We start from the raw sequence: 19,988 nt of genomic DNA on the forward strand, positions 1-19,988 counted from the left end.
CGGACGGCCAAGTGCGACCCGGANCCGGTTGACAGGGATAAGGCAGGTGCGCGGCGACCTACGATGGGAAGCCAATCAGGTCATGGAACATGGCCAGGAAATTATCGAATTTGCCAAGGAGAAGAAGCTGAACTGGCTGTTCGTCCGCCTGGACCTTCAACAGCCGGTCGAAGCGTATCGTTCGTTTGTGAAGGAAGCCTCGGCGGCTGGCATCGAAGTTCACGCCATGGGCGGTCACCCGATTTGGGCACTGACGGAGAGCCGGCCGAAGATGATGAAACTGGTGAATTATGTGAAGAAATATAACCAGGAGGTGGCAGGGGACGAGCGTTTCCACGGTATCCATCTAGATATCGAGCCGTACGTGCTGCCGGAATGGAGAAAGGATCCGGACCACCTCCTTGAGGAATGGACAGGGAATTTGAGCGCTTTTGTCCAGGAAATCAAAAAGGATTCGAATCTGCAGGCCAGCATGGATTTGGCCGTTTGGCTGGACAAATACAAGGTCCCCGGNACGGATGAATCCATCAGCAAGTGGATGATCGACAAGATGGATTTTGATCCCTGATGGCATTCCGCGATACGGCGGAGGAACGAACGGGATCGCAGCCGTCTCCAAGGCGGCGGAGGAGCGAGGGGTCGACACGGAAATTTATCACTGCGGCTTTGATCCGAACAGCCTGGACATGATTATTTTTCCGCAGCAGAGCCTGGCGATCTTTGACAGCACGGCGCCCCATGAGCATTTTCCGAGCCGTGAGGGCGACGAAATTCTCGATGTTTACGAGCTGGCGATTACGGCGGGAACCGACGAACGGTTTGAGGATCAGATCGCCGAAATTCGCGGCCGCTATTCCCGCTCGATGAAGGAAGCGATCGCCCTGCTGGCCACAATCAGAGAAGTTCAGGAGCCCGTTCTGCGAATTTATGACCAGGCGGTCGACCGAGAAGCCATCCGCCGTTTGGCCGAAGGGATTTCAGCCGAAGTGGATGCCTTGACGAACTCGTCGGTCGTTGGCGATTAATTACGGTTATCCGTGTCTATGCATCATAGGAAAGCCCCGTTTTCCAAATCATTGGGAACGGGGCTTTTTGCTGCATGGCTATCCCGCAGTGGCTTTACTTGACTTGCCTATGTCTGCTGTCTATGATGATACAAGCTCCGAAATCCATGAGAAGAGGGAGGAAATAAACCGAATGGGCAAGCGCTCCTTTGTTTATGTCACCTATATTGCTGCGACGCCCGAGAACCTTTGGCAAGCGTTGACTGATGGCGACCTGACCGAAAAATACTTTTTCGGAACACGCGTGGAATCCGAGTGGACAGTCGGATCAGCCGTGAACTATCTGCGAGGCGGCGAGGTAACCGATTATGGCGAGGTGCTGACCTGCGAAGCGCCCAGACAGCTGTCTTTTACTTGGACCTATAAAGGGGACAACACACCCCGGAACAGCCCGGGCGTCGTCACCTTCGAGCTGCAGCCCATGGGTTCGGTCGTGAAGATGATCCTCCGGCACGAGAACTTGCTGGACAGCGACTTTGTTGATGAAGAACGAACCTTTGAAGGGTATAACAATGGCTGGCCGGCGATTCTCAGCAATCTCAAAACCTTTTTGGAAACAGGCAAGACGATGCCGCCGATCTCCCTATAACGGCTTGCGGACACTAATTCCTTCAAAAGACAAAACGAAAGCCGGGGTTCTCGAGAAGAGAACTTCCGGCTTTTCCTGTTTGATGCTGATATTAGCGCTGTCTTCGCCAACATAAGAGGGTCATGCTAAAGGGTCAAGCTATTAGTTGACCTTAATGGCCAACCGTTTTGTTATATTCCTCGATCTTGCTCGTAATTTCCTTGGCGGCATCATCCAATGCCTGCTTGGACGTTTTTTTGTTGTTAAGCACTTCCTCGATCGCCGTTTCCGTCAGCTGGCGCGCTTCGGGGAACACACCCATCACCGCGCCTTGGGTAGCGAGGCTTGGTTCGGTTTGGTGCAGCTGATCTACGGCCGTCTGGAACTGCGGGTACTGCTTCATGTTGTCTTTCACGTTCTGTTCGTCATAAGCTTTGGTCGTGATCGGGAAGTAACCGGTATTGATATGCCATTCCGCTTGAGATTTCGGCTCGGCCAGGAATTTGATGAACTCCCAGGCTGCTTTTTGTTCGGCTTCCGGCCGATTGTTCAAGATCCAGTTGCTCGCCCCGCCGACAATGACTCCGCCTTTCGTTGCGGCGTCCGGCTTCGGCAGGAAGGCGGTGCCGACTTCAAACTTGTCACCAGCAGCCTTAACGATGCTGCGCAGCGAAGCTGTGGAATCAAGCGTCATGGCGATTTGACCGGCGGCAAAGGCTTTGGACGTATCATCCGTCTTGCGACCGAGGTTCAAGAGCGACTTGTCGTCCACCATTTGCTTCCACCAATCGAGCGTCTTGACGGCCGCGTCACTGTTCAGCTGCGAGGCGGTGGCCATACTCGTTCTGCCGTTGCCGTTGTTGAGGAGCTCTGCGCCCTGATTGGCCAGCAGCTGCTCCATAAACCAGCCGTAGATCGCGAAGGAACCACCGGCTTGTCCCTGCTTGGTCAGCTTCTTCGCCGCTTCCGCCACTTCGGCGTACGTGGCCGGCGGCTTCTCAGGGTCCAGTCCGGCTGCTTTGAACGCGTCTTTGTTGTAGTACAGAATCGGGTTGGACGTGTTAAACGGCATAGAGTACAGCTTGTTGTCAAATTTGTAATAGTTCAAAATGTTCGGTTCGAGGCTGGAAGTGTCGAATTGGTCCGCATCAATGAACTGCTGTACGGGTGTAATCGACTTGGTGTCGATCATGAAGCGGCTTCCGATCTCGTACACCTGAATCAGGGAAGGACCGCTGTCCGAGCCGAGCGAAGCTTTGAGCTTGTTCAGGCTCTCGTCGTACGTCCCCTGGTATTCCGCCTGAACGACGATATCTTTATGAGAAGCGTTAAATTCATCCACCAGCTGCTGCGCCGCTTTTCCCACATCCCCGCTCATGGAATGCCACCAGACCACCTTTACAGGGCTGCTGTCGCCGGAAGCGGAAGCCGCGGCATTTGCCGTATCTTCCCCGGAAGCTTGGCCGCCGCTGGATGTTCCGCATGCCGCCGTAATCAGCATCATGCAGGACAGCAGCATCATGGCGAGTGATTTCTTGCCGAATGGTTTCATCTTCAACAATCTCTCCCTTTTTGAAATCGTTAATTTATATCGGAAATTATAAGCCGGCCGGAACGCCAACCGGCTTATAACAACGATCCGGTTCTGAGTGTAAATGGACTGAATGTGCGTCGATAGACGTTTGGCTAATGTTATCAGCCTTTGAGCGCACCTGCCGTAATTCCCCGCACCAACGGCTTCAGACCGATGATCAGGAGCAGGAGAGATGGCAGCAGAAGCACCACGATGCCGGCCATGACGACGTTCCAGGCGGTGACCTCCTCAAACTGCAGCATGCCGATGCCGATCTGTACGGTCCGCATGCTTTCCTTGTTTGTAATGAGCAGGGGCCACAAATAATTGCTCCAATTCGTCAGAAAGGAATAGACGGCAAGGGTCGCCAGGGCCGGCGCCGACAAAGGCAGCACCAACCGGGAAAAGATGCGGAGATGGCCGCAGCCGTCCATTTTTGCCGCCTCGAACAGTTCTTTCGGCAGCTGCAAAAAGTACTGTCTGAGCAGGAACGTGCCGAACGCCGAAGCGATAAAGGGAACGATCAAGCCTTGATACGTATCGACCCAATGCCAGCTGCGGACAGTCAAATAATTGGGAATCATGATGACAGAGCCNGTTCCGACCGAGACGGCCATAGGCAGNGAAAAGATGAAACGGAAGANCTTCATGCCTCTAAGCTTCNGGTGGGACAAGGCGGCAAGCAGCAGGGCGGCCGCCGCACCGGTCGGCACGGTGAACAGGATGTATTTTACGGTTACCCAGAGGCTGTTATAGAACTGGTCGGAGCTCAATATGGCCTTGAAATTGTCGATTCCGACGAATTCGGCATCCGGCCCTGCGGATCCGTCAAAAACAAGCTCAGGTAGACGGATTTACCAAGGGGGTAAAACAGGAAGATACCGAAAACGATAAGGGAAGGAGCCAGGAAGCAATAGGCCAGCAGCCGTTCCTTCCAGCGGGAAACGCGCAGGGAATTCAACCGGATGGCCCCGGCATGGGAGCGGGATCGGGGAGGATTTGGTAGCGTCATGTCTTTTTCCATCAGCCTGGTTCGACCTCACTTTATAAGGATGTGGACTTTCCTTACCCAGTATAGAGAGGCGTTGTTAACGGGAAATCAGACGAATGTAAAGCTTTTCCGATAAACGGACAACTTTGTCAAATGCTTGTAAATCAGCCGCAGGAAAGGACAAGAAGCGCAATTTTTCTGGTCACCAACTGGGCGGATGCACATACACTGTAGAGGAAAACATCGAAGCAAGGAGGATGGACCTTTGGCTGTCATCAAAACCAATTCGGAGCAAACCAGGCTGCTGGCACGGCTTATGAGAGCAGAAGCAGAATCTGAGGGAGACCTGGGCATGCTGATGGTCGGCAATGTCGGGGTGAACCGGGTGCTCGGCAACTGCCTGGATTTCAACAATATCCGCAGCATTCGGGATATGGTGTTTCAAAGTCCCGGCGGGTTTGAGTCCACGCAAAAAGGGTACTTCTATCAAAGAGCGAGAGACGCCGACATCAGGCTCGCAAGGCGGTCGATTAACGGCGAAAGAACCTGGCCGGCATCCAATGCACTGTGGTTCTTCCGTCCGACGGGAGAATGCCCGCCGACCTGGTTCAACCAGCAACAAACCGGACGTTTTAAATCCCACTGCTTCTTCAGCCCAACCGCCGCGGATTGCCCACGAGTCTATGGATAGACCTTCAAGCAGCACATGGGACATGGTTTTCCAATTTGCCATATATAAAGGAGGATGCAAAACACAATGATACCGCAACCGTTCCGACCTGTTACGTATTCTGGAGGAGGTTATCCCGGGGTCTCCGGCATGGGGCCGATGGGCCAGCACGGAATGATGGGTCCGATGGGCCAGCAGGGGATGATGGGGCAAATGGGCCAGGGAATGATGGGACCGATGGGACAGCCCGGAACCACGGGAATCGTGCCGCCGTCAGTAACCAGCGGCAGCCCGATGACACAGACCGGTGCTGTCATCCAGGCACCGCCTTCCCAGCAGTTTGAGCAGTCGTACGTTGAGAACATACTTCGCCTGAATCTGGGCAAAACGGGCACCTTTTACATGACATACGAAAACAACTCGCAGTGGAATGCAAAAATATTCACCGGCGTCATCGAGGCGGCAGGCCGTGACCACATCATCATCAGCGAACGTTCGACAGGCAAACGGATTATTTTGCTGACGATCAACCTGGACTACATCACATTTGACGAGCCGCTGACCTATCAATATCCAGGTGTTATCGGCAACCCGCCGACAACCCGTTAAACCGCATTTCGCCCATAAAACCCATAGCAAATGACGAAAAAGCCGTCCCTGGTGTCTGAATTGACAAGGGACGGCTCTTTTAGCCTTGCAACCGCTCGATTGCTTGAAATATCAGGCCGTCCCTGAATGATGCAGTCATACCTTGCCGTTTGACTGTGTAGTGTATAATTATATAATTAAGTATAGTGTATAAATTAAGCTAAAGATTTCGTTTATTTGAAGGGAGATGAATCCATTGGGAAGTTGACGGCCTATTCGCAGCAGTGGATAACGGTGGTTCACCATTTTAACTTACGAAGGAGGTGTACCTATTTGCCGGTCAAGGATGACGGTGAATAGGAAGCAGATTGGGAGACCCCTTACCGAGTTTGATATGGGTTTTTATACTCGTATTATTGAACGGTTTTTTTGTATCGGTTGAATTTGCCATGGTCAAGGTCCGGAGCAGCCGGGTAGAGACCTTGGTGGAAGAAGGACGACGAGGCGCGGTGTATGCCCGCAAGATCGTCAATAATTTGGATGCGTATTTGTCCGCATGCCAGCTGGGCATTACGCTCGCTTCGCTGGGGCTTGGATGGCTCGGCGAACCGGCGGTCGCGACGCTTCTCAGACCTTTGCTTCATTCGCTAGGGTTTGGGGAAGGAGCTGTACACGGCATTGCGGTTGTCATTTCATTCCTGCTCATTACGATTCTCCATATTGTGCTTGGAGAACTGGCGCCGAAGACGATGGCCATCCGCAAGGCGGAATCGGTCGTGCTCATGTCGTCGGCCATCATGATCTATTTCAACAAATTGATGTACCCGTTCATTTGGGTATTGAACGGATTGGCAGGCAGCCTGCTGCGGGTGTTCCGTGTCGCCCCGGCTTCCGAGTCGGACTCGGCGCATACAGAGGAAGAAATCCGCATTCTGATGAAAGAAAGCAACAAAAACGGACTCATTGACAATACGGAAATGGCACTGGTTGATAACATATTCGAATTTGCGGAAACGACCGGACGGGAAATCATGATTCCCCGAACGGAGATGATTTGTCTGAATACTCAGCTGTCGCGGGAGGAGAATCTCGAGATCGCTTATGAAGGCATGCGCACCCGGTACCCTGTCTGTGACGGGGATAAGGACCATATCATCGGCTTCCTGCACATTAAAGACTTATTACATTCCACAACGCTTGAATACAATACTTTGATACGTCCGATCCTGACTGTGCCCGAATCCATCCAGATCAGCGCATTGCTGAAACTGATGCAGCGGGGCAAAACCCAGATCGCCATCCTGATTGACGAATATGGAGGCACATCCGGGCTGGTTACCCTGGAAGACATTATGGAAGAGATCGTCGGTGAAATTCAGGACGAATTCGACGAGGAACGTCCGGGAATCGAGAAAATCCGCGACGACGAATATTCGATTGACGGATTGATGCTGATTGAAGAAATTAACGAACGCTTTGGTCTGGAGCTGGATACATCCGATTACGATACGATCGGCGGCTGGCTGTACTCACGCATCGAGGCGATTCCTCCGCAGCGAGGACTGTCGGCAGAACTGGACGGCCACATTTTCATAGTGGAAGAAACGGATAATAAGCGCATTTCAAGGATTAAGCTCCTGAAGCCAGAGGTCATGGTCGAGGAAGCGGGCGCGTAGAGTTGTAACATATAGGGAGAAGTTCACGGGAGCAGTCCGCGGATTGGCGGGTGCTTTCTAAAGGGCACAGTGCTGCGGCGCTGTGCTCTTTAATATTCAAAGCTTGGATCTTCAATTTTTCTTAGTAAATCGATAAGAAATCCTTATATTGAGTTCCATTATGTGCTGAAAAGGCAGCATTTCGATCGAATGCCGTTTGGACTATCGCACGGTGATTCGTTAAAGGAGTGGAACATCACGGAGCATTCACGTTATAATGATTACTAATTTGAGAGGGGGAACCGAGGATTGGATTACCGCATTGACATAAAATTCGAGCCCGTACATGAATTTATGAACAGCCTTCATACCTATATTTGCCGGGCGTCCTACAAAAAGATCGATCTGTCCCCTTCGTGGGCAACGGCCACCAAGAAACAGCTCAAGCCGGAATTTGCCGCCATGCTGGACGAGATGCTCGTGAATGGCGACTGGTGGAGCTTTGCATACCTGCTGGGCCTCCTCGTTCCAGAGGGCAGGGGCGTCGAGGGATTCCTGGACTGGCTGGAGAAACTGACGATTCAAGACCTGGTCCAGCTGTTTACTGTGAACGGCAATGAGTTTCCGGACGAGGATCTGGAGGTTTTCCTGGCCCGGACGCGGTCGATGTTTGAGCAGTGGTACGAGCAGTACTTCCGAAACGTGGATCCGGCTATTCTGCAGGCGCTGGAACGGGAGAAAGAGGAGCGGCTGCAGCAGCTGACGGGCGCGGACCGGGCGGATTTTGTCGACGAAACGACCAACGGCATGCTGTTCAAACCGGTGGACAGCGCGGACGAGCTGGTGCTCATTCCACAGTACCATTTTCAACCGGTCAACATGGTGACTCATTATGGACGGAAAATTTACTGCCATTATAATTCCCGCATTTATTTGGGAGACGATGATTATATTCCGACCCATGACCTGCGGATGATCCGCAGTCTCGGCGAGAAAAGCAGGCTTAAAATTTTGCGCTTTCTGCATGGAGGACCGCGGACGTTTACGGAAATCGTCAGTCATGTCCAACTGTCCAAAGGCATCACCCATGACCACATCTCGAAGCTGCGCACCGCCGGGTTGATCTACGCCCATTTTGAAGGGGAGAACCTGACCGAATACAGCCTGAGAAAACGGGCCATCCATCAGATGCAGGAGCGGCTGCTCGGGTACATAGAAGAAGGATGACGCTTCGATACCAATTGGAACAGCAGAGCATGAGGGACCGGACCATAGTACACGAAGGGGTCATTCGGCAGCAGATCTTATAGCAGATGCGAGCAGATATAATTATAAAAAATAGCCTGGCCGTAGATGTTACGGAACCAGGCTTTTTGTACGTTAACCATTTACGGCCGGCTAAGTATATGATCTTTGGACTCTATTGCCGCTTTGAGCTCGTCCAGCAGCTGAAGCCACGTACGGACGTGCCACTGCCTTGCAGCCATGCCTTGCGGCGTATTTTTCCATCCGATATGCATCACGCTGAGGCGGGTAAGGTCCTCCAGCTGTTTGAAATTGACCTGCACCATGGTTAAATCCCCGTCCAGATTCATCGTCTCCGCAAAAATTTCAGGTCCTTTCCACTCAAACTGCAGCACCCGCGGTTTCTCATATTTGAGCAGTTTGCATCCGGTCGGTGTTTGATCATTCGGGTTAGGGTACAGCTCGTATTTGCCGCCTTCCCATGGTTCAATCCGTGCTGCAGGAGCCAGCCACGCCTTAACGCGGTCTTCTTCCGTCCAAGCCCTCCATACCAGATCCAGCTCTTTTTCAATGAATATTTCGTGTTTAATGGTCACTGTAATGAAGTCTCCTTTGGCCAGTCGTCAATGAATCTATGATTTACCTTATCCTAGCATATTTTTACGGCCGAAGTCATGCCGAAACGGGAACAAACTGGGGACATCTCCTCTACGTTGAAACGGGCTGTTTCCCTTACAGAAAACGCATATGACAAACTTTCAGAAAAAAACTTTTAGTTCTCTATTTACAGAACTCGAAATGGTTTCTATAATAACGATATCATCTACAAATATAAATCATACTTAATTCATCGGAATGGTGAGTAAAAACGGGAGGTTATGATGATGAAAAAAGGAGTGTACTTGCTAACTTCGCTGTTGATCGTCGGATCAATGCTGGTTACGGCATGCTCGAACAATAGTGATGACGGGGGTTCATCCAGCGGAACGGCTCAAACGGAGCAGGGTACAAAAGATACAGCGGCGTCCTCCGATGCCGGAGGAACCTCTGCACTGACCGAGCCTTATACGGCAGCCGACTTGTCCAAACTGCCCGATGTGGCCAAGCAGCGTACCGACACGATTATCGTGGCGCTGACCGACCCAAGCGGTGCGTTCACACCTTATTTTACCCAGAGCGGTTATGACGGCAACGTTAACTCCCTGCTGTTCGGTTCGCTGGTGACGGTGGACGATAAGGGATTGCCGGTTCCGGACCTTGCAGAGAAATGGGACATTTCCGAAAATCAGAAGACGATTACATATCATCTGCGGAAGGATCTGAAATTCAGCGACGGCTCGCCAATGACGGCTGACGATGTCGCGTTTACGTGGACGATTCTGTTCGACCCGTCCTATGACGGCGATTCGATCATCCCGAGCACGATCGCGATCCAGGGCGCGCAGGATTACAAGTCTGGCAAGGCAAAGAGCATCTCCGGCATCAAGGTGGTCGATCCGCAGACGATTTCCGTCACGCTGGATAAGCCGAACGCAACGGCGCTCGTCACGCTCGGCTCGAACATTTTGTCCAAGGCATACTACGGCAAGGATTATAAGTTCGGTGACCTGAGCTACATCAAAAACCTGCATCAAACGCCGGTCGGCAACGGACCATACAAGCTGGAGAAATTCATTCCAGGCCAGGAAGTCCGTTTTGTCGCCAATGAGAACTACTATAAAGGCAAGCCGAAAACAGAGCACTTCATTTATAAAACGTCCGAAGGCGACGCTTGGCAGTACCTGGAGACCGGAGAAATTGACTACACTTCGTTCCCGGCTACAACCGAAAATATCGAGAAGCTGAAGTCCCTCGGCTTCACCAACATTTTGCCTTACACGGCCAGCAACTACGGTTACCTGCAGGTCAACCTGGAACACGAAGCGCTGAAGGATAAAAAGGTACGCCAAGCGATCGCTTACGGCCTTGACCGTCAAAGCATCTACGTGGACGCGAACGAAGGTGCCGGTGCAGTAGCCAACATTCCGGCTCCGCCGATCTCCTGGGCTTACACCGAAGACGGCATTAACCCGTACAAATTTGATTCGGAAAAAGCCAAGCAGCTGCTGGACGAAGCCGGCTGGAAAGTGGGCGCAGGCGGCATCCGCGAGAAAGACGGCAAGAAGCTGACGATCCACTACCTGGGCTCGAAGAGCAAGCAGACGGATATCTTTATTCCGGTAGCTAAAGAGAACTTCCAGGCGATCGGCGTCGACTTCCAGCCGGAAGTGTTCGCCGACTTCAACTCCCTCGTGTCCAAAGTGGAGAGCGGGGATTACGATCTCGTATCCTTCTCGACTCCGCTGCTGCAGGATCCGTCGGACGGCGTCATGCAGTTTATCGACGGCGAGATCAAAGCCTACGACAATCCGAAGGTCAAAGAGCTCTATGACAAAGCGCTCGCGACTTCCGACATCGAAGAGCGCAAGGCCATCTACAAAGAGCTGTTCCAGCTGCTGAACGACGAGCTGCCGGTCATCTTCACGAACTACAAGAAGACGGTGTACGGTTACAACGGCCGTATCGAGAACCTGAAGGTCAGCCCGTTCGTCGGACTTGCCAACAGCTTGCCTGACTGGTCGCTGAAGCCGGTACAATAATCAGAAGGACCCACAATGGAGTCCCCCGACCGCGAAGCAGCCGCTTCTGCGGCGGGGGACCATGTAATTAGGAGGCGAATGATGGGCACTTATTTGACGAAGCGTATCATTTACATGATCGTCATCCTGTTTGCGGCATCCTTTTTGATCTTCAGCCTCTACGCGCTGACTCCGGGGGATTTCATCAGCAGCAACATTAAGCTGAGCCCGGAACGTAAAGCGGAGTTAAGGGAGATTTACGGACTGAGCAAGCCGCTGCTGGAACGGTACGGCATATGGATGAACAACGTATTTCACGGAGATTTCGGTTTCTCGCTGGCGCAGCAGCAGCCGGTGCTGAAGCTGTTTAACCAGTATATTTGGAACTCTTTCCTGCTGGCGGTCGTATCCACGTTTTTGACCTGGGTCATCGCCGTGATCATCGGGGTCGTTTCCGCTTATAAGCAGTATTCGTGGTTCGACACGATCGTGATGGTGGCCATTTTCGCTGCCATGTCGATCCCTTCCTTCTTCATCGGCTTGTTCCTGATCAAGATTCTGGCCGTCGACCTGAAATGGCTGCCGCCGGGCGGGATGTTAACGACGGGAAGCAACGCGACCGGCTGGGCTTATATTAAGGAAGTCATCCATCATATGACGCTGCCTGTGATCGTCATGACGCTGCTTGGCGTCGGCTCGCTGACGCGCTATTTCCGCAGCAATATGATCGACGTCATCAAGCAGGATTATATCCGAACGGCCCGGGCGAAAGGGCTGAAGGAAGACAAAGTGCTGTTCAGACACGCTCTGCGCAATGCGCTGCTGCCGGCCATCACCCTGGTTGGCTTTGAACTGCCGGCCTTGTTCGGCGGATCGATTATTATTGAAAAAATCTTTAACTGGCCGGGAATCGGCCAGCTGTACATGCAGTCCTTCAGCCTGCGGGACTATCCGCTGCTCATGGGCTTCACGATGCTGCTGGCGATTCTGACGGTCATCGGCACGCTGCTGTCGGATGTGCTCTATCACATCGCCGATCCGCGCGTGCGGCTGCATTAGGGAGGGGAGACGCTTATGGCCATTAACAGTACACCAATGACCGATGCCGTTCCGGCTGCAACAACGACGCCGAAGTCTTCCTCCTTATTTAAACAGTCGATGCGGAGGCTGCTGCGTAACAAGCTGGCGATTTTCGGACTTGTCGTCGTGGTCATCATGTTTATCGCTTGTTTTCTTGGGCCCGTATTTTCGCCTTATGCCGATAACAAAATTCATATGAATGTGATGAACAAAGCGCCAAGCATGAAGCACTGGCTCGGGACCGATGCCCTGGGGCGTGACGTGCTTACGCGGGTGCTACAGGCCGGCCGCATTTCCTTGACGGTAGGTCTGGCTTCCATGTTCCTGTCCGTGTTTATCGGTTCGCTGCTCGGCGCGATCGCCGGCTACTATCGGGGGATCGTGGACCAAATCATTATGCGGATCGCTGATTTGCTCTTGACGATTCCGGGACTGCCGCTGCTGTTTATTTTCGGCGCGCTGCTGTCGGAGTGGAAAGTGCCGACGAATTATCGCATGTATATCGTCATGCTGATGCTCGGCCTCGTCAACTGGCCGGGGCTTGCCCGGATGGTCCGGGGGCAGATGCTCAGCCTTCGCGAACGCGAATTCATGCAGGCTGCCGTAGTGCTCGGTCTGCGCGACCGCCGCAAGCTGTTCAACCATCTGCTGCCGAATATCGTTCCGCTCCTGATCGTCATTGCAACGCTCAATATTGGCGGATCGATCCTCAGCGAGTCGGTGCTGAGCTTCTTCGGCCTCGGCGTCATGCCACCGACACCGACTTGGGGGAATATGATCGACGCGGCGAACAATTTGATCGATTTTCAGGAGCATCCATGGCTGTGGATTCCTCCAGGATTCTCTATTTTTATTACGGTAATTGCCATTAACATATTTGGAGACGGACTCCGGGATGTGCTGGATCCCAAACAGAAGAGGTAGGTGAACAGCGTTCTATGAAAGATCTCATTAAAATCGACCATCTGCGCACGCATTTCTTCAGCGACAAAAACGTGATCAAAGCCGTAAATGACGTCAGCCTGCGCGTCCGGGAAGGCGAAACGGTATGTGTCGTCGGCGAGTCGGGCTGCGGTAAAAGTGTTACCGCCATGTCCATCATGGGTCTGATTGAGGAACCGGGAGGTAAAGTGGTTGGCGGAAGCATTGAGTTTGACGGCCGGGACCTGCTGAAGCTCAGCAAAAACGAGCTGCGTACGATCCGCGGGAATGACATCTCCATGATCTTTCAGGAGCCGATGTCTTCGCTGAACCCGGTTCTGAAAATTGGGCAGCAGATTATGGAGCCGCTTATGGTGCACCAGAAGCTGAGCAAGAAGGAGGCCCGCGCCCGTGCGATCGAACTGATCGAGCAGGTGGGGATCTCGCGGGCGGAGCAAATCGCCGATTCCTATCCGCATGAACTGAGCGGCGGTATGCTGCAGCGGATCATGATCGCGATTGCGATCTCCTGCGGTCCGAAGCTGCTGATTGCCGATGAGCCGACGACGGCGCTGGACGTTACCATCCAGGCTCAAATTCTGGATATGCTGCGCGAATTTAAAAAGAAGTCGAACATGTCGATGATGCTGATCACCCATGATCTGGGCGTCGTGGCCGAAATGGCGGATTACGTCGTTGTCATGTACGCCGGCAAAGTCGTGGAAGAAGGCGAAGTGGTGAAGCTGTTCGAGTCGCCGAAGCATCCGTATACGCAGGGGCTGCTGAAGTCCAAGCCGATCATTAACCAGCGGCAGGATGAGCTGTATTCGATCCCGGGGCAGGTGCCGAATCCGCTGGATCTGACCGAATCGTGCTATTTCCATGACCGCTGCGCTCACTGCATGGACATTTGCAGAACGAAGCAGCCTGCGCTTAAAGAAGTTGCGGATCAGCAAAAAGCCGCTTGCTGGCTGTATGAGGAGGCGGTTGTTCATGTCTGATGCATTGCTTGAAATCAGCCATTTGAAAAATATTTTCCGATCCACAAAGGCCTGCTGAACCGCACCGTCGGTCATGTGAAGGCCGTTGACGATATCAGCATCACGATCCGGCCGGGTGAAACGTTCGGGCTGGTCGGCGAGTCCGGCAGCGGCAAAAGCACGGTTGGCCGCACGGCCATCCGACTGATCGAGAAGACGTCAGGGGAGGTCAAGTTTAAAGGCATCAATATTTACGACCTCCCTCCCGAGGAACTGCGCAAGCTTCGGCCGAGCATGCAGCTGATCTTCCAGGATCCGTACAGTTCCCTGAACCCACGGATCCGCGTTGGGGACGCCATCGGCGAAGCGCTGCTTGATCACGGGCTGGTGCCAAAAGCGGAGATTCGCGACCGGGTGCTGGAAGTGCTCCAATCCTGCGGATTGTCCTCTTATCATATCGACCGGTTCCCGCATGAATTTTCGGGCGGTCAGCGGCAGCGGATCGGCATAGCCCGGGCACTGGTGCTTAATCCGGATCTCATTATTGCCGATGAGCCCGTCTCGGCGCTGGATGTATCCATCCAGGCACAGATCATCAACCTGTTCCGCAAGCTGCAGGAAACCCGCGGGCTTGCGTACTTGTTCATTTCCCACGACCTCAGCGTCGTGGAGCATTTATGCACGCGGATCGGCGTCATGTACCTGGGCTCCATGGTCGAAACGGCGACCCGGGATGAGCTGTTTAAAAATCCGCTTCATCCGTATACGAAGGCGCTGCTGTCAGCCGTGCCGGTTCCGATTCCGAAGCTGAAGCGGGAGCGCATCGTGCTCAAGGGCGACATTCCTAGCCCTTCCAATCCGCCTTCGGGCTGCAAGTTCCATACGCGCTGCCCGTTTGCGGTGGCCCGCTGTAAAGAAGAAGTGCCGGAGTTCCGCGATGTGGGCGGCGGTCACTTCGTTGCCTGTCACCTAGTGTAACTGCCCCTTGTTAGTGGAAGGGAAACCCCCGTTTCGATCGAAACGGGGGTTTTTTAGTGCTTTTAATGAAAATGTGAGAAAAAGCAAAGAAAATGATGAAAAAATGATGAAACCTCTGAAAGGAGGCCGCCGTTAATAGTAGTGAAATTCAATATTTCCTAAAGGAAAGGTGAGAGTCATGACGAAGAAATGGATCAACCACAAACTGCCAGCCATTATTGCCGCCACTACCGTACTCAGTATGCTTCTCGCGACCGGGGCGGGTGCCGAACCAGCCGGATCCGATGATGCGGACATTTCCGCAGCCGCCGTAAAAGAACCGGGAGCCTTAACCACTCCTCCGCCTCCTGAACACTTCATCACGAGCTTCGCGTCTTTCACATACTTGAACAACTGCTATGCGTCAGCCTCGCTCGTCAATAGCACAACCGTGGCTTTAAAGGCCAGCACTTACGCCAAACAGAGCGTTGACAAGATTGGTCTCGATCTAACCCTGCAGCGCTGGACCGGATCCGCATGGGTCGATATGGAAACGAGACGGTACCTGGACACTCGAAACAGCACTATATCCGGGGATTACAACGGTACGGTGATCACGGGATATTATTACCGCGCCAAAGCCTACCATACCGTATATCAAGGATCTGCTTTCGAACAGACCACCACGTATTCCCCACAAGTGTTGGCCAAATAGGATAATAAATAAAAGTGACCGCCTGCGGGCGGTCACTTTCTGGTCACGCTGAATAGGGGGATGCCAACAAATCATTCATTAGGGAAGCGGCTCAACCAGGTTGAGAATTTCCTCTTTACTCGCCGTGGTTATGATGTAAAGCTGCACTTTATTATATTTCATGATCAGCGAATTCATGTTGCTTTCGGTATAATAGGCTTCATAACCGTTCTTGAGCTTGATCTTGACAGGTTCTCCGTTCGTGAAATAACCTGTGCTGGAATTCGGGAGAATTCGGCTCACGGTAATGAACAGATTATCGTCTTCCTTTGGCCCGGTATAAAGCATGGTAATTTCGTTATATTTCTTTGTTTCGAGATCTTTTGCTATGACGGTGGATTGCTTGAAATGATAACGCTCCGGAATTCGGCCGCTAAAATCCGGAATGGTAAAGCTCAATTCTTTCTGCACTTCACTGAGCGGGCGCGTTGTTGGTACACCCTGTTCCGAAGAAATGATTTTCCCATCCCATGGCGGCGGTTCCGGCTCCCCGTCCATATAATTTGGCGGTGGAGGGGTTTTCGCGATCCCTCCCGTATCAGACTGATCGTCTTGGAGAAAAGCCACATTCTTAACGCCGTCTCCCCAGTCAACAATGGAGTCGATCAGCGGAGAAATTGCCTTAGTCACGGCTGTGGAGCTGAAAATGACCGCTCCGGCCACGAAAGATGCGGCCACCACACCGCCAAGCTGCAGGTGCCGATTACGTCTGCGGGAACGGTTCACTTCGTTCAGCCGGGCTTGAACCTTGTTCCAAGATGCCTTCTTGCTATCTTCGGACGTCAAGGAAGTTGAAGAGGCTGCCTTCTCGAAGGCGGAATCGAACCAATCTTCAAATTTTTCGCTTTTCATCCTTTACCCCCCACTCCTTAAAGAGCATTTTCTTGATACTTTCGCGTGCCCGGTACAGACGTTGTTTGACGGCATCCTCGGTAACTTCAAGCAGATCGGCGATTTCCCGGTATGACAGGCCCTTTCGCCAGCGATACTCGACCAGAACCCGGTATTCCGGTTTCAATTCCCTTAAATACTGAATAATCGATTCTTCCATAAACTTCGTTTCTACCGTATTTTCGATTGACACCGTCGGCTGTGCAATCTCTTCTTTATACATAAAGACACCTTCGACATCGACTTGGTTACGGTACTTTTTATTTTTTCGTAAATAATTTATGGTCGTGTTGCGCGTCACGACTTTGAGCCAGGCTTTCAGCTTGGCTTCATTTTCAAACACGGGTTTGCTTTTGATGATCTTAATGAAAGCATCCTGGATAATATCTTCCACCACGGAATGGTTTTTCACGATATACATGATCATGCCGTAGGCATAATCATAGTACTCATAATAGATTTCTTCCTGTAAATCCCGGCTGAGATCGTTGTAATCCGTAGACACAAGAAGCCGGATCATGTTCGGCATGGTTTTCCCCTCTTTCCCATTTGCCCGTCTCTCGTCTGTTTTATCTCATCTTTCCCATTTTACATGATATGTCCAGTTTAGCCTATTCTTTCATGTGAAACGGATACGGAAGATACAGGGTGAATCAGGCTTAAATAGCCGCTTTTTCTTCCAAAAAAGACGCTAGATCGGGCAATATCAATACAGGGTGAGCTAAAAACGGCGGTGAATGATTTTACAAAAATGGCTGCGAACAGGTAAGATTCACCACATATCAACAATGTGCAGAAGGGGTTTGAGCCATGGGGGATTACAGACGCAAATCGCCGGAAGAAATTCTTGAAGAAATCCATAGACTGCGGCGGGGGCGGCTCAAAATCATCATCGGGGCGGTGACCGGTTCCGGGAAAACCTATCATATGCTCCGCGAGGGCCAAACCCTGAAGTCCCAGGGAATTGACGTCGTCATATGCGCGGTGTCCACGCTGCAGCGTACAGAAACGAAAAAGCAGCTCGCAGACCTGGAGAGGGTGCCCAGCATCCACTGGAATGAAGGAGAAACGGAATACAAGGATCTGAATCTGCCGGGCATTGTAAGCCGAAATCCCGAAGTTGTGCTTGTGGACGGATTCGCTCATCGAAACCGCAAGCACGCCGAGCATCGAACCCGGCTGGAAGATATCCAGTTTCTGCTGAATCACGGCATAAGCGTCATCACGACCGTCAATGTGTATGAAATTGAAGGCATTCATGAACTTGCCCGCAAATGGACCGGGGTAGAGGTCAGGGAAACCGTTCCGCTAACGACGCTGGGTATGGCCGACGAGGTTCGGCTGATCGACGTTTCTCCGGAAACGCTCATCTCCCGGTTGAACGAAGGCCATCTGCAGAGCATCCGGGACGGGCGTCCTTTACCCGCAAGGATTTGACCCTCCTTCGGGAGCTTGCGCTGCGCTTGATGGCCGATGATGTGAATCAGTCGCTGGAGAAGTTCCGCGAGCACGAGGGCATCAGCGGTCCCTCCGGTGCCTCGGAGCGTATCCTGGTGGCGGCGCAATACCATTGGAACGGTTCGATCTATGTACGGCGCGGACAGCAAATCGCAAAGCGCCTGAACGGCGAACTGCTCGTCGTAGTCTTTACGCGGCCCAAGCAGTCACTGTCGCGCGAGCAAGAGGCATTTAAGCGTTCTTTGCACAAAATGGCGGACAAGACGGACGCCAAGCTGGAGGAGCTGCCTTTGTCGGCTCCAAGACGGTTTGCCAAGTCGCTGATCCGGTATGCTTTTGATAAAAAAGTGACTCGGATCGTGCTGGGGCATTCCCGGAAAGGCCCCTGGCAGGAGCTATGGCAGGGTTCGGTAACGAACGGCATTCTGAAGCATGCGCATGGCATCGACGTGTTCTGGGTGGCCGACCGCACGGCGCAAGGGGAACCGCGGATTCTGCCGGCCCGCCGAACGCAAAACAAGCAGGAGAAGGGGTATCACCGTCTCAGCCGCGAGGAAATGAACGATAAAGTGAAGCGGATCGAGCGCGGCCGGTTCAAAATTTATATCGGCGCGGCCCCGGGCGTAGGCAAAACGTACACCATGCTTCGCGAGGGGAATGACATATTGGCCAAGGGAACGGATGTGGTTATCGGGTGGCTCGAGACGCATGGGCGCGCGGAGACGGCGGCGCAGGTCGGCAGTTTGCCTGTTATCCCACCGAAGGAGGTTTCCTATAAAGGCACTACGCTGTACGAAATGGATACAGAGGCGCTGCTGGCAAGAAGCCCGGAGCTTGTGCTCGTCGATGAGCTGCCTCACACCAACATGCCGGGCAGCCGTTTTCGCAAACGGTATGAAGATATTTTGCTTCTGCTGGAGAACGGGATTTCGGTCATAACAACCTTGAATGTTCAGCATTTGGAGAGCCTCAACGATGCCGTCGAGCGCATCGCGGGCATCCGGGTCTCCGAGACGGTTCCGGACACGCTGCTGTCAATGGCCGATGAAGTGGAGCTGATTGACGTTACGCCGCAATCGCTGCAGGAGCGGATGAGGGAAGGGAAAATTTATGCGGCGGACAAGGTCGATCAGGCGCTGGGTTCCTTTTTCCGAACGGGGAACCTGATCGCGCTAAGGGAGCTTGCCCTCCGGGAACTGGCCGACGATGTGGACGAGCGGCTGGAGTCCTGGCAGCGGAATATGTCCCTTCGCGGACCCTGGAGAAAGGAGGAGGTGATCTTTGTGTGTATCCTCCCCGGGACCTCTGCCGAGCGCCTCATCCGGCGCGGATTCCGGATCGCTTACCGCCTCAAGGCCGCGCTTCACGTGACTTGCGTCCGCATGGAAGGCCGGGATTGCGACCTGGGGCGATGGCAGGGGCTGACCGAAAGCCTGCAGGGGCATTTCGGCATTCTTGAAACAGACGGGTGGAAAGGACTGCCGGCCAAAGTGCTGGGACAGGCCGAACAGATCCATGCTACTCAGATGATTCTAGGACGCCCAGAAGAAGGAATTTTCACTAGATATGCACGCCGAAGAATGCTTAAACGGCTGATTCATGGGGCAAGCCGGATCGATGTGCTTCTCGTATAATGCCACAAATGGTATATTAGAAGAACATTCCTTTTAATCATGAACAGGAGGAGAACAAGTTGACACAATTTGCGGCATTTGAAGGCGATTTTAATGGGGAAAAGGCGATCTGGCTGAAGCATGGGAAATACGAAGCGGCGGTGCTGCCTGAGATCGGCGCCAATCTGATTTTATTCCGGGATACCGAGCAAAACTTCAAGTTTTTGCGGGAACCCGAAGCCGGTGAAATGGAAGATTTCAAGGCAAATCCGGGTGTTTACGGCATTCCGGTACTGTTTCCGCCTAACCGTTACGATGGCGGTAAATTCGAATGGGAGGGCAAAGTCTACCAATTCCCAATC

18 protein-coding genes and 2 pseudogenes are annotated in these 19,988 nt (G+C 52.8%); 15 read left to right on the top strand and 5 right to left on the bottom strand.

Translation table 11 applies throughout. The features are described from left to right. Positions 1-557 precede the first annotated feature (557 nt). A complete protein-coding gene (locus CPT76_RS37115; RefSeq protein WP_181152715.1) occupies positions 558-1,025 on the top strand; it encodes a hypothetical protein in 468 nt (155 codons plus the stop codon). Between the two features lie 172 nt (positions 1,026-1,197). Beyond that, entirely contained in the window at positions 1,198-1,653 is a 456-nt protein-coding gene (locus CPT76_RS06795) for an SRPBCC family protein (RefSeq protein ID WP_105442341.1), read from the top strand. A 151-nt stretch (positions 1,654-1,804) separates the two neighbouring features. Here CPT76_RS06795 and CPT76_RS06800 read toward each other — a convergent pair whose 3' ends face one another. Both CPT76_RS06800 and CPT76_RS06805 read right to left on the bottom strand, forming a co-directional pair. Next, positions 1,805-3,184, bottom strand: coding sequence for an ABC transporter substrate-binding protein (locus tag CPT76_RS06800; protein ID WP_105442342.1), 1,380 nt, complete (start codon positions 3,182-3,184; stop codon positions 1,805-1,807). 143 nt (positions 3,185-3,327) lie between these two features. Beyond that, positions 3,328-4,217: pseudogene (locus CPT76_RS06805) on the bottom strand (carbohydrate ABC transporter permease). Positions 4,218-4,461: 244 nt separating this feature from the next. Here CPT76_RS06805 and CPT76_RS06815 point away from each other — a divergent pair. The 4 genes from CPT76_RS06815 (at position 4,462) to CPT76_RS06830 (ending at position 8,336) form a co-directional block, all read left to right on the top strand. Beyond that, positions 4,462-4,887: a cell wall hydrolase gene (locus CPT76_RS06815; protein ID WP_076171610.1), complete on the top strand. Its 426-nt coding sequence runs from the start codon at positions 4,462-4,464 to the stop codon at positions 4,885-4,887. A 66-nt stretch (positions 4,888-4,953) separates the two neighbouring features. Next, positions 4,954-5,475 (top strand): spore coat protein GerQ, encoded by a 522-nt coding sequence (gene gerQ / locus CPT76_RS06820; RefSeq protein WP_181152716.1) that lies wholly within the window; start codon positions 4,954-4,956, stop codon positions 5,473-5,475. Between the two features lie 347 nt (positions 5,476-5,822). Beyond that, positions 5,823-7,130: a hemolysin family protein gene (locus CPT76_RS06825; RefSeq protein WP_105442346.1), complete on the top strand. Its 1,308-nt coding sequence runs from the start codon at positions 5,823-5,825 to the stop codon at positions 7,128-7,130. 288 nt (positions 7,131-7,418) lie between these two features. Then, positions 7,419-8,336: an ArsR/SmtB family transcription factor gene (locus CPT76_RS06830; protein WP_258168157.1), complete on the top strand. Its 918-nt coding sequence runs from the start codon at positions 7,419-7,421 to the stop codon at positions 8,334-8,336. Between the two features lie 161 nt (positions 8,337-8,497). Here CPT76_RS06830 and CPT76_RS06835 read toward each other — a convergent pair whose 3' ends face one another. Further along, a complete protein-coding gene (locus tag CPT76_RS06835; RefSeq protein ID WP_105442347.1) occupies positions 8,498-8,950 on the bottom strand; it encodes an SRPBCC family protein in 453 nt (150 codons plus the stop codon). Between the two features lie 288 nt (positions 8,951-9,238). Between CPT76_RS06835 and CPT76_RS06840 the strand changes: the two genes are divergently transcribed. The 6 genes and pseudogenes from CPT76_RS06840 (at position 9,239) to CPT76_RS06865 (ending at position 15,625) form a co-directional block, all read left to right on the top strand. Further along, positions 9,239-10,993 carry an ABC transporter substrate-binding protein gene (locus CPT76_RS06840; protein WP_105442348.1) on the top strand — a complete coding sequence of 585 codons (1,755 nt, stop codon included), beginning with the start codon at positions 9,239-9,241 and terminating at the stop codon, positions 10,991-10,993. A gap of 81 nt (positions 10,994-11,074) precedes the next feature. Continuing rightward, a complete protein-coding gene (locus tag CPT76_RS06845; RefSeq protein WP_076171622.1) occupies positions 11,075-12,031 on the top strand; it encodes an ABC transporter permease in 957 nt (318 codons plus the stop codon). Positions 12,032-12,046: 15 nt separating this feature from the next. Then, positions 12,047-12,976 carry an oligopeptide ABC transporter permease gene (gene opp4C / locus CPT76_RS06850; RefSeq protein WP_105442349.1) on the top strand — a complete coding sequence of 310 codons (930 nt, stop codon included), beginning with the start codon at positions 12,047-12,049 and terminating at the stop codon, positions 12,974-12,976. A 14-nt stretch (positions 12,977-12,990) separates the two neighbouring features. Continuing rightward, positions 12,991-13,974 carry an ABC transporter ATP-binding protein gene (locus CPT76_RS06855; RefSeq protein ID WP_076171628.1) on the top strand — a complete coding sequence of 328 codons (984 nt, stop codon included), beginning with the start codon at positions 12,991-12,993 and terminating at the stop codon, positions 13,972-13,974. After that, positions 13,967-14,931, top strand: a pseudogene (locus tag CPT76_RS06860) (ABC transporter ATP-binding protein). Before CPT76_RS06855 ends, CPT76_RS06860 begins: the two are co-directional and overlap by 8 nt. Before the next feature lie 178 nt (positions 14,932-15,109). Further along, the gene (locus tag CPT76_RS06865) at positions 15,110-15,625 is read left to right on the top strand and encodes a hypothetical protein (protein ID WP_105442351.1); all 516 of its coding nucleotides are present in this window, start codon (positions 15,110-15,112) and stop codon (positions 15,623-15,625) included. Positions 15,626-15,703: 78 nt separating this feature from the next. Here CPT76_RS06865 and CPT76_RS06870 read toward each other — a convergent pair whose 3' ends face one another. Both CPT76_RS06870 and CPT76_RS06875 read right to left on the bottom strand, forming a co-directional pair. Continuing rightward, complete coding sequence (locus tag CPT76_RS06870) at positions 15,704-16,516, bottom strand: DUF4367 domain-containing protein (protein ID WP_105442352.1); 813 nt, start codon at positions 16,514-16,516, stop codon at positions 15,704-15,706. After that, positions 16,497-17,084, bottom strand: a complete 588-nt coding sequence (locus CPT76_RS06875; RefSeq protein ID WP_076171639.1) for an RNA polymerase sigma factor — start codon at positions 17,082-17,084, stop codon at positions 16,497-16,499. Before CPT76_RS06875 ends, CPT76_RS06870 begins: the two co-directional genes overlap by 20 nt. A gap of 281 nt (positions 17,085-17,365) precedes the next feature. Between CPT76_RS06875 and CPT76_RS41265 the strand changes: the two genes are divergently transcribed. From CPT76_RS41265 to CPT76_RS06885, 3 genes are all read left to right on the top strand, one after another. After that, positions 17,366-17,992, top strand: coding sequence for a histidine kinase (locus tag CPT76_RS41265; protein WP_308737531.1), 627 nt, complete (start codon positions 17,366-17,368; stop codon positions 17,990-17,992). Positions 17,993-18,021: 29 nt separating this feature from the next. After that, positions 18,022-19,647, top strand: coding sequence for a histidine kinase (locus CPT76_RS06880; protein ID WP_308737537.1), 1,626 nt, complete (start codon positions 18,022-18,024; stop codon positions 19,645-19,647). A 59-nt stretch (positions 19,648-19,706) separates the two neighbouring features. Beyond that, on the top strand, positions 19,707-19,988 hold a 282-nt coding region (locus CPT76_RS06885), incomplete at its 3' end, for an aldose epimerase family protein (protein WP_146116175.1).

Source organism: Paenibacillus sp. AR247 (assembly GCF_002968895.1).
In the GTDB taxonomy this organism is placed as follows: Bacteria; Bacillota; Bacilli; order Paenibacillales; family Paenibacillaceae; genus Paenibacillus_AQ; species Paenibacillus_AQ favisporus.